The 10,931-nt window shown below is 31.5% G+C and carries 13 protein-coding genes, 2 tRNA genes and 1 other RNA gene; all 16 read right to left on the minus strand.

What is annotated here, in order from left to right; genetic code table 11:
• Positions 1-467: 467 nt before the first annotated feature.
• The 16 genes from OIO11_RS12560 to OIO11_RS12635 all read right to left on the minus strand — a co-directional run bounded on the left by OIO11_RS12560 (position 468) and on the right by OIO11_RS12635 (position 10,666).
• Positions 468-1,421: a thiamine pyrophosphate-dependent enzyme gene (locus tag OIO11_RS12560; RefSeq protein ID WP_268071799.1), complete on the minus strand. Its 954-nt coding sequence runs from the start codon at positions 1,419-1,421 to the stop codon at positions 468-470.
• Between the two features lie 12 nt (positions 1,422-1,433).
• Positions 1,434-2,624 (minus strand): pyruvate ferredoxin oxidoreductase, encoded by a 1,191-nt coding sequence (gene porA / locus OIO11_RS12565; RefSeq protein WP_268071800.1) that lies wholly within the window; start codon positions 2,622-2,624, stop codon positions 1,434-1,436.
• A gap of 15 nt (positions 2,625-2,639) precedes the next feature.
• Positions 2,640-2,945 (minus strand): 4Fe-4S binding protein, encoded by a 306-nt coding sequence (locus tag OIO11_RS12570; protein WP_268071801.1) that lies wholly within the window; start codon positions 2,943-2,945, stop codon positions 2,640-2,642.
• A complete protein-coding gene (locus OIO11_RS12575; protein ID WP_268071802.1) occupies positions 2,932-3,516 on the minus strand; it encodes a 2-oxoacid:acceptor oxidoreductase family protein in 585 nt (194 codons plus the stop codon). Before OIO11_RS12575 ends, OIO11_RS12570 begins: the two co-directional genes overlap by 14 nt.
• A gap of 268 nt (positions 3,517-3,784) precedes the next feature.
• Positions 3,785-4,039, minus strand: a complete 255-nt coding sequence (locus OIO11_RS12580; protein ID WP_268071803.1) for a pro-sigmaK processing inhibitor BofA family protein — start codon at positions 4,037-4,039, stop codon at positions 3,785-3,787.
• Between the two features lie 205 nt (positions 4,040-4,244).
• A complete protein-coding gene (gene recR, locus OIO11_RS12585; protein WP_268071804.1) occupies positions 4,245-4,841 on the minus strand; it encodes a recombination mediator RecR in 597 nt (198 codons plus the stop codon).
• A gap of 17 nt (positions 4,842-4,858) precedes the next feature.
• Positions 4,859-5,200, minus strand: a complete 342-nt coding sequence (locus OIO11_RS12590; RefSeq protein WP_268071805.1) for a YbaB/EbfC family nucleoid-associated protein — start codon at positions 5,198-5,200, stop codon at positions 4,859-4,861.
• 85 nt (positions 5,201-5,285) lie between these two features.
• Positions 5,286-6,914, minus strand: a complete 1,629-nt coding sequence (dnaX, locus tag OIO11_RS12595) for a DNA polymerase III subunit gamma/tau (protein ID WP_268071806.1) — start codon at positions 6,912-6,914, stop codon at positions 5,286-5,288.
• Between the two features lie 138 nt (positions 6,915-7,052).
• Positions 7,053-7,316, minus strand: an RNA gene (gene ffs, locus OIO11_RS12600) — signal recognition particle sRNA large type.
• 4 nt (positions 7,317-7,320) lie between these two features.
• Positions 7,321-7,410, minus strand: a tRNA-Ser gene (locus OIO11_RS12605).
• 226 nt (positions 7,411-7,636) lie between these two features.
• On the minus strand, positions 7,637-8,029 hold the full coding sequence (locus OIO11_RS12610; RefSeq protein ID WP_268071807.1) for a hypothetical protein: 393 nt from the start codon (positions 8,027-8,029) through the stop codon (positions 7,637-7,639).
• 591 nt (positions 8,030-8,620) lie between these two features.
• On the minus strand, positions 8,621-8,881 hold the full coding sequence (locus OIO11_RS12615) for a DUF3795 domain-containing protein (protein WP_268071808.1): 261 nt from the start codon (positions 8,879-8,881) through the stop codon (positions 8,621-8,623).
• Complete coding sequence (locus OIO11_RS12620) at positions 8,874-9,245, minus strand: MmcQ/YjbR family DNA-binding protein (RefSeq protein ID WP_268071809.1); 372 nt, start codon at positions 9,243-9,245, stop codon at positions 8,874-8,876. The genes OIO11_RS12615 and OIO11_RS12620 overlap by 8 nt, the downstream gene beginning before the upstream one ends.
• A gap of 246 nt (positions 9,246-9,491) precedes the next feature.
• Positions 9,492-9,583, minus strand: a tRNA-Ser gene (locus OIO11_RS12625).
• A 65-nt stretch (positions 9,584-9,648) separates the two neighbouring features.
• Entirely contained in the window at positions 9,649-10,092 is a 444-nt protein-coding gene (locus OIO11_RS12630) for a nucleoside deaminase (protein ID WP_268071810.1), read from the minus strand.
• 85 nt (positions 10,093-10,177) lie between these two features.
• Positions 10,178-10,666: a hypothetical protein gene (locus OIO11_RS12635; RefSeq protein WP_268071811.1), complete on the minus strand. Its 489-nt coding sequence runs from the start codon at positions 10,664-10,666 to the stop codon at positions 10,178-10,180.
• Positions 10,667-10,931 lie beyond the last annotated feature (265 nt).

The following is a 10,931-nucleotide window of genomic DNA, read 5'->3' on the forward strand; positions in this document are numbered from 1 at the left end:
TAGGCACGCCGCCAGCGTTCGTCCTGAGCCAGGATCAAACTCTCAATTTAAAAGTTTAATCTATTACTCATGTTTGAATTGACTGACTTTGTTATCTTACTTCTGTTTAATTTTCAAAGACCAATTATTTTGCCGTCATCCGACAGCTTATTCAGTATATCATTTTTTAAAAACTTTGTCAACAACTTTTTTTCAAGTTATTGTCTTATGTTTCTTGCGTTATCGTCCTCATCGGGACAATAATTATCTTACCATAAATATTAATTTGTATAAATCTATAATTATCTGTTTTCTTTAAATATATTCTTAATAAATATATTTTTCTTCGTTTTTCTACATTTTTCTTGTATTGATACACTTGGATAAGTATTCGATATATATTGCAATTATCAATACTCATTGTTCAGTGATCAATTAACGAAATAAAAAACCACTGATTAATTAATCAGCGGTTTTTTTATTCTATACTATTCTGTTTCTCCGCAAAGGAATAATAATTCATTCCATCTTCTATCAACTTCAGCTTGAATTGCAGCTATTTTAGCTTTTCCTTCTTCTGATTGGAATAAGTGTTTGAATCTTCCTTGTGGTTTCATCCATTCTTCTACTGGAAGTTTTTCTTTTGGTTTGTAGCTTAATTTGTACTCACCGTTTGCAACTTCATATAATGGCCAGTAGCATGTTTCAACTGCTAATTTGATTAATTCAAGTTCAGTAGCAGTATCACATCTCCATCCTCTTGGACATGGAGTTAATACGTTTAAGAAATTAGCTCCTTTAAATTCATTTATAGCTCTGTCTGATTTGTTGTATAAATCCATCATGTATTTAGTTCCAGGCATTACAGGAACAGTTTGAGCTACATATGGTAAATGATGTCCTGCCATTATTTTAGTTAAGTCTTTTCTATATTGAGGTTTTCCAAGTGAGTGACTTCCTTGAGGAGTTGTAGTTGAATCAGCTCCTGCTGGAGTAGCTGATGATCTTTGGATACCAGTATTCATGTATGCTCCGTTGTCGTAACAAACATAAAGCATGTCATGTCCTCTTTCCATAGCTCCTGATAATGATTGGAATCCGATATCGTATGTACCACCGTCTCCACCGAATGCTATGAATTTATATTCTCCTTTAACGTCTCCTCTAGCTTTCATTGCTTTAAATGCAGCTTCAGCTCCACTTACAGTTGCTCCAACGTTTTCGAATGCTGTATGGATGTATGAATCAGTCCATGCACTATATGGGTAAAGTCCTGTTGAAACTTCAAGACATCCTGTTGCATTACCTACAACTGCATGATCTTCAGGTTTAACTGCTTTCATAACCCATTTTGCTACCATTGGAGCTCCGCAACCAGCACACATTCTATGTCCACCAGTTATTCTATCTTGAACATTAGTTAATCCCTTTAATGTTGCCATTTACAGCACCTCCTATTCTCTTACAGCTAAGTAGTTATATTTTTCGTATTTTCCAGTTTCTACTGCTTGTCCTAAATCAGCAAAAACTTTTGCTAAATCATTAACTGTAACATCTCTTCCACCAAGACCATAGATATAACTCATTATTATCTTGTTATCTACTGTTCCATATAATGAACTAACAACATCTGTGAATAGTGGACCACCATTTCCAGATAATCCTTCAGCTTTATCCATTATAGCTATAGCTTTAACATTCTTAAGAGCTTCAGCTATTTCTGCTCCTGGGAATGGTCTGTATAATCTTATCTTAAGAACACCAGCTTTAATACCTTGTTCTCTTAAGTCATCAACAACTCTCTTAGCTGTTCCCGCTGTTGAGTTTATAACAACCATAGCAACTTCAGCATCATCTAGCTTATATTCTTCAAATAATCCGTATTTTCTTCCAGTTAATTCTTCAAATTCTTTAGCAACTTGAAGCACAACTTCTTTAGAATTTAATAGTCCTTGAAGTTGTTGTCTCTTCATTTCCATATAGAAATTTGGAAGAACTAGTGGTCCTACAGCTATATTTTGTTCTCCAAGTAATCCTTGGTTAGCTCTATTGTTTGGTCCAACAAATTCTTTAACATCTTCGTTATTCATCATGAATACATTTTCTACAGCGTGGCTTGTGATGAATCCATCGTAACAAACCATAGCTGGAGTCATAACATCTGGATGCTCAGCTACTCTTACTGCTTGTATAAAGTTATCATATGCTTCTTGAGTTGTTTCAGCATATAATTGAATCCAACCTGTATCTCTTGCACCCATTGAATCTGAGTGGTCATTATGTATGTTAAGTGGAGCTGACATAGCTCTGTTAACTACTGCAAGTATTACTGGACATCTGTCTCCTGAAGCTATATGAAGCATTTCCCACATTAATCCTAATCCATTTGATGAAGTTGCTGTCATAACTCTTCCGCCAGCAGCAGATGCTCCTATACAAGCACTCATAGCACTGTGTTCTGATTCTACTGGTACAAATTCAGTTGTACATTTTCCATTTGCTTTAAATGATGCAACATATTGTGGAACCTCTGTAGATGGAGTTATAGGGAATGCTGCAACTACATCTGGGTTAATTTGCATTATTGCTGTAGCAACTGCTTCGTTACCACTTAAACTTTTTCTTAATTGTTCAGCTTTAGCCATTCTTTTTCCTCCTCCCTATTCTTCTGGTATAAATTCTAACGCACCAAAGTTACATTGTTCTACACATACTCCACAGCCTTTGCAGTGATCGTAATCAAAGCCTTCTACTTTTCCGTCTTTAGCTATGATAGACATATCAGGACATACAGCCCAGCAGAACATGCAATGTTTGCATTTATCTTCATGCCATACAGGTTTCATAGATCTCCAGTCACCTGTTTTGAAATCTACAGCATTACCTGCATCAAGTATAGCAGTACCTATTGGTAGTTCGTTCCATTTTGATTCTGGAGTAACATTCATTCTTCTACTCAATTCCATTCACCTCCTGAAGAGATCTCTTAAGAGCTTCCATGTTCTTTGGAACAACTTGTGGTTTATTAGCAAATTTGTGTTTGAACGAATTTTCCATATCATTTACAAATTGCTCTTCATCCATAACTCCACTTACTTTAACTATACCTGCAAGCATTGGAGTATTCGGGAAGTTAGCACCTAAAGTTTCTTCAGAAATAGTTCTAGCATCTATTGTATAAATGCGTCCTTCATAACCTTTTAATTCTGATTTTATTTCTTCTGGAGTCTTTTTAGTGTTTATAACTATAGCTCCCTCTTTCTTTAAACCAGCAGTACAATCAACTGTTTTTAATAAAGTTTCGTCAACAACAACAACATAATCTGGTTGATAAATGTTACTGTGAACTCTTAATGGGAAGTTAGCTAATCTGTTATAAGCAGTAATTGGCGCACCCATTCTTTCTGGACCATATTCAGGAAAACCTTGAATATACATTCCAGTATTAAAAGCAACTTCAGCTAGTAGTAATGACGCAGTTTTAGCACCTTGTCCACCACGACCATGCCAACGAATTTCAACTAATTTTTTATCCATTGATTTTTCCTCCCTTCATCTTCATGAGAAAATTTAACTAGACTATGTATATAAATATTTATATACTATTGTATAACAGTTATATGAAAACGTTTATACTATATAACAATATTCTGTTGTACTAGTACAACAGAATATTGTTATATTTTATTATTAACGTCTTCTAACTATAACAGCTATATAAATAAATTGTAACAGATTAACAATAACAATGTCAAGATAAAACACCATTTTGCATAAAATACTTTGCATGTCTAACTCCATTATTTTACAACAATATTTTGAAGATAATTAGAAAGATTACTCCTGGCACTCCAAAAAATCCAGCAATCAATGCAGTCCATGCATTTATTCCTATACTGAAGCCAAAATATCCTCCGAAAAAATTAAAAACTAGCAACAAAACAGCGCCCAAAACTGCATTTATTAGAAGCTTACAAAGTATTTTTAATGGCCATGCTAAAAGCTTTGCTATCAAAAACAATAAAATTATAGCTCCTACAAAATAAGCAACATATTCCATATTATCCCTCCATCTGTTTTACAAATGTATTCAGAAACTCTTAAGTCTACCTTTATCTTAGTCTACTAGAAATTAGTTTCCGAACTTACTATTTATATATTTCTAATATATTTTATTAACATAAGCATTATTTATATGCTAAAAAGCTTCTGTTTTATATCACTGATTATGATATAAAACAGAAGCTTTGTCACAATTATTATTGTTAAAGTTCTATTCTTCCCTCTAAAGCTTTAGATAGAGTTACTTCATCAGCATACTCCAAATCTCCTCCAACCGGAATTCCATGAGCAATTCTAGTTACCTTAACACCTAGAGGCTTTAATATTTTTGATATATACATAGCTGTAGCCTCTCCCTCAACATTAGGATTGGTTGCTACTATAATTTCTTTAACATCTCCATTTATTCTTCTAACTAACTCCTTAAGTTTGATATCGTTAGGTCCCTTGCCAGACATAGGTGATATTACACCATGCAGAACATGATAAACACCGTTGTATTCTCTTATCTTTTCTACTGATATAATATCTTTTGGTTGCTCAACTACACATATAGTGCTGTCATCTCTATTTGGATTAGAGCATATTGCACAAGGGTCAGTATCTGTATAATTACCACATACAGAACAATATTTTATTGTTCCTCTAGCCTTAATTAGAGCATCTGCAAATTCCCTAACCTCTTCCTGAGACAAATTTAATACATGTAAAGTAAGTCTTTGAGCTGTTTTATACCCTATTCCTGGTAATTTTGCGAATTCTTCTATTAATTTTTCTATGGCTACAGGATAAAAATCCAAATCTGTCACCTCAATAATTAAAACATTCCAGGCATATTAAGTCCACCCGTAAGTTTCTTCATTTGACTAGCTGTTTCTTCATCTGCTGTTTGTAAAGCTTGGTTGCATGCAGTTAGAATTAAGTCTTGAAGCATTTCAACATCATCTGGATCTACTGCTTCAGGATCTATTTCTATATCAACAATTTGTTTTTTTCCAGTAACTGTTACCTTAACAACACCGCCGCCAGCAGTTGCTGTAAATTCTTTTTCTTCTAATTGAGCCTGCATCTTTTCCATTTGCTGCTGCATTTTTTGTGCTTGCTTCATTAAATTATTCATATTCATTCCACCCATTCCTGGGAATCCACCTTTTGCCATAATCTTACCTCCTAATTATATTATCCTATTTTATTGTTTAGGTTTCTCATTCTTTTAGTCTTTTAACATTTTACCATTTACAATTTTATTCATCAATTATTTCTACTAATTCTTCCCCAAAAGTTTCCTTGAGAATTTCTTCACGAGATTTGAAAACCTCTTCTTTTTTATCTACAGTATATTTTATTCTAATTTTTTCTTTTAGTGCTTCTGAAAAAATTTCCTCTATAATTTTTCTGTTTTCATCCTTTTGAAGTCTGTTTATATTGAAAGCATACTGAGAATCATATCTTATCTCTACTACTCCATTCCTGCAAGATTCTATCTTACCTGTAACTAGAGAAGCATATAACACCATAAGCCTTCTTCCCTTTAATATCTCTAATATATCTCTCCATGATTTCTTTATGTCCTCAACAGTTAACTTTGAATCTACATTCATTTCTACAGCAGTTTCATTTTGATTTTTATTCTCAGGAAGCTTTGTAATGTGCTTTTTTATAGTTCTTGATACTTCACTATGATTTTGATTAGTAGTATTTTCACTTTTTATTGTAATATTACCTTCTTTAATCATATTCTCAAGTTTGTTTATTCTAGCTAACATAATTTCTTTAGATGTATCATATTCTACTTTGCACATTTTTATTACAGAAAGCTCTAAATATATTCTTCCTTGTTTACTCCATTTAGACTGTTCTTCTGCTTCTTGAAAAATCCTTATACATCTCATTATCTCTTCTATTCTTATTTTACTGCCTTGTTCTTTTATGAATCCTATATTTTCTTCAGACATATCCAGAACTTCTTCAGGTCTTTGGCTTACTTTTACCATCATAAGATTTCTCATATGATATATCATATCTTTTATGAATAAATTTATATCCTTACCGCCATAAACTATGTCATCAATTATTTTTATTGCTTCCTCAACATTTTTATCAATAATCTTATCAGTAAGCTTTAATAAATTTTCATTTGTAACAAGTCCTAGCATATTTATAACCTGATCATAGTCTACTTTTCCACTACCCATAGATATTGCTTGATCTAATATACTTAAAGCATCTCTCATAGCTCCATCTGACATTCTGGAAATTAGCTGAAGGCTTTTATTATCCCATAAGATTCCCTGTTCTTTTGTGATTTTAATAAGTCTTTCAAAAATATCATCACTTTTTATTCTTTTAAAATCAAACCTTTGACATCTCGATAGTATAGTTATAGGTAACTTTTGAGGGTCTGTAGTTGCCAGTATAAAAATAACTTTCTCTGGGGGTTCCTCTAATGTCTTTAAGAATGCATTAACAGCCCCCTGTGTAAGCATATGAGCCTCATCCATTATATAAACTTTATACCTTCCCTCTCTTGGAGGATATTTGACTTCATCTATAAGTTCTCTTATATCATCCACTTTATTATGAGATGCAGCATCCATTTCTGATACATCTATAGCAAGTCCTGCATTTATTTTTTTGCACATTTCACATTCATTACATGGTTCTCCATCTTGAAGATTAAGACAATTCACTGCCTTTGAAAAAATCTTTGCTGTGGAAGTCTTTCCAGTTCCTCTCGTTCCACATAAAAGATAAGCATGTGCTATTCTGTTATTTTTTATTTGATTTTTAAGAGTTGTAGTAATATGTGATTGACCTACTACCTCATCAAAGGTTCTGGGTCTCCATTCTCTATATAAAGCAGTATATGCCAATTGAAACACCTCTTATCCTTTACACAGTTTATTAAATAATAATTTTACAATAATTATTATATCATAACTTTAATTGGTTTTTATCTCTTTATATGCAAAAAAGACGCTTTAAAAGCGTCTTGTATCATCATTATAAAGTCGTGCACCCCGTGTCGACAGTAAGATATGAGCGTTACCTCTACAGTTAACTCAAATCAGGTTTACCCACGGCACACGAAAGGTCTCACTTACCGCTGCTTCCTTCCGGATCTGACGGGGTTCATGAGTTTCCGTTGCGTGGGGCCCAATTATCAACGCCACTTATAAAGGCCAGACCTCACACCTTAAAGCCTCGACGGGGAATTCAACCCTGCTATAGCGGATTGCAGGTTCAGGACACCGCTGACTTCCCGTCTAGCACGACTCTTGGCGGAGAAAGAGGGATTCGAACCCTCGGTAGAGTTTCCCCTACACACGCGTTCCAGGCGTGCTCCTTCAACCACTCGGACATCTCTCCATATTTGAAAACTTATTATATAATTTTCACTCGCAAAAATTATTATACTATTTCTTTATATATATTTCAAGGTATTTATTACTAGAATTGATTAGCTTATCTTATATTATATGCTATATTATCAATAATAAATCCATTAAAGTTAAATTTTATACAATAATTTTTATCATTTAATAAAACCTAATTTTTTAAACACATTCTTCAATATATGAAAATGATTTAAGAATCATTTTGAAACAGCCCATTTTCTTTTTCCTATTGCTATTTTTAAATTTCTTACTGAAAATAAAAAACAAAACACTTCAAAAATCACCCACACCTCTGCTGAATACATAAACTTTATTCCAATTTTCTCTATGAAGGCAATAACAGAAATATATAATGAGAAACCTAATAAAAGTAAGCTAATTATGTTTCCCCATATATTTTTTATAAGAAAAAGTATACCTATTTGAAGTATACCCAAAAAGATTATTAACTTAACTCCAAAATCAAAATTATCATATAATTCAAGAATATCCGAAGAAACAAGGAAAGCCATTTGCAAAAGAATTATTCCTCCCAATACAAAGCTAAAAAAAATTTGCCAACAATTTTTTGATAAAAATTTATACTCCAACTCTCTCCCCCATTTGTATCATATTTGCTTAAAACTATACATTTAAATGTTGTAATATAAAATTATTACTTTTTAAACATACATTTAATAATTATACCATTAATTGTCTTAATGTACACTTTTTTTATATTTTACTATAATATATTTATAAATATTCTTTTCGTAGATATGGAGATACGTGCAAAAATAGACGATTTCATGGATAACTTTCCTGTAATCTTAAACTCCTATTCAAATGGTGATTTAGCTTACTTAATAATTTACCCTTACAGTTAGTTACTTTTATTCTTGTTTTTCAACTTGAAATCATAGTAGGTTGATAAAGCAAAATGTGTGAAAATAAATACCCAAAATGTAAAAGAAAGAACACTATTATCACTATTATTTTTATACAAATATAGGTTAATACCTAGATTTACAAATGCCGCTATAAGAAATATATCCTTTAGTTTTTTTAAGCTCATCAATAAAATTCCCCTCTTATGTAGTTCGTAATGTTTTGCTATTGTGAATTAAGTAACTTCTTTATTTAGTACATAAAATAAGAAAAATGTGAAATAATTTAACAATACTACACGTATCTAACTACCACTATTTACATACCCATTTTTTGCATTGTTCTATTCTTTTACCATTATCACCTTGCTCTTTATCATAGGCAAATTGCATCAACAAGGTACAAGGAAATTTTTCACATTCACCACAATGCTCTAAATCCTTGTCTTCACAGCATGATTTAACAGAGCATTGTTCTCCCCAAAACGGCTTAGTAATATGTACATAACCACTGCATTTCATAGGCTCTTTATATTCACACTCACTACATAAAATTCCACATCTTGACTCAATCATTTTTATTTCCTCCAATAATATCCTTTTGTATTTTTTTACTCAAAGATTTTAATACTAATTCATACGACATATCTATCATTTGTTTTAAAATATCATCTGGCACATCGCCATCTAAATATACAGAGTTCCAGTGTTCTTTATTCATATAATATCCAGCAACAATATGACAATATTTTTCTCGCAAAAACTGCCCAAATAGTGGTTCACATTTTAATGTAATGATCTCTTTTTTGTCTTTATCTCCTCCTTGCATAGCAAACATTTTTCCTCCTATGAGGTATCTTATTGCGTCCCATTCTATCTTAAAGTCTTTTGTGACAGCTTTTTTAGAAAGGCAATATTCGTCAAGCCATTCATATTTCATGTAAAACACCTCCAATTTTAATCACTAAATTATATCGTAATATATTACGATTATGTTTTAATACATTTATGCTTGTTAATACATAATTGGATGTATTGTTCATCAACAACACACATCCAATTATACCACATTAATCCTTATTTACTAAATAAAAGCACATCAACATTACTTCATGTTTATGCACTAAATATCCATTTAATAAAATAAAAAAAGTTTCAACTCAAATCAAGTTGAAACCCTTTATTATGGCGGAGAAAGAGGGATTCAAACCCTCGGAACAGCATACACCGTTCACTTGATTTCGAGTCAAGCACCTTAAATCACTCGGACATTTCTCCATAGAATATTAAAACTCTAAGCTTTATTATATCACAAAATTGAATTTTTTACATATTATAGATATTTATTTTCTTTTCTTTTTAAAAAAATCCACAATAATATCACTGCATCTTTCATCATACATCCAATTTACTTCTATAAAACTGTTCAATGCCTCATTCTGTACTATATTAATATTAGATCCACACGAACCAGCTACAGGATCAAAAGTACCTATATAAAGCTTTCTTATACGTGACTGTAAGATAGCCCCAGCACACATAGGGCATGGCTCTAGAGTTACATACATCTCGCATTCATTTAATCTCCAATTATTTAAAACCTCTGATGCCTTTTTTATCGCAATCACTTCTGCATGAGCTGTTGGGTCTTTTAATGTTTCTCTTAAATTATGAGCACTGGCTATGATTTCTCCCTCCTTAACTATTACAGCTCCTACTGGTACTTCATTCAGGTATTCAGCTATTCTAGCTTCTTCTAATGCCTTTTCCATAAATATTTTTTCCATCTTTCTCTACCTCTTATTCATATCATTTATTACACAAATAATAGCCTCTATAATATAAATATATTATAAAGGCTTTATCAATGTATTATTTTTTCATAATTGTCTTTTCTATAATCTGCTTTAAATCATTAAGATATTTTTGTTCTTTTTCTATCATTTCTGATAATATATTATATGTTTCAGTTTGTACGTCTGTTTCTTTCTTTACTAACCTGCCTTGAATATCTATAATTAGAGCACTATTTTTCTTTTCAAAATCTAATGCCAAATTTAATATTTCTTCCATGTTTTTAGGATTCACTTCTAAAAAATCAACTCTATTTTTATATTCATCAATTAAAAATGAAATTTTATCATATATTAAAAAATCAATTTCCTCAATATCTTTTCCTATTGTTTCTTTTATTCCATTATAATACTTAATATGCTTTTCTTGTACTTTCATAAGAGCAATTGTTACCAAATTAAACGCTTTATCTTCCGTGTTCATCTGAGAAGTATCTGAATAAATTTCTCTTACTTTCATTTTAATCATGATAAGTTTGTCTATTACGTCAATTATAGTATATCCCATATTGTTGTCCCTTTCTTCATTAGTATTAGTTTATTAATTGTATTTTTATTTTATATATATTTTTCTACCTTGTAAACTTTATATCTAACAATAATATTCTCTCTTATACGTTAACATATTATCAACAAAAAACTTTTAATATATATAAGTTCTATTAAAGTTCCTACATTCTTACACATAGCCTATCTATTGTTTGTGTAGGAACTTTATTTATATGCTTAATAAACTTCTGTATAGTACTTCTTACTTGAGACAGTTTTTGGAA

The organism is Clostridium sp. ZS2-4 (genome assembly GCF_026719745.1).
Lineage (GTDB): Bacteria > Bacillota > Clostridia > Clostridiales > Clostridiaceae > Clostridium_H.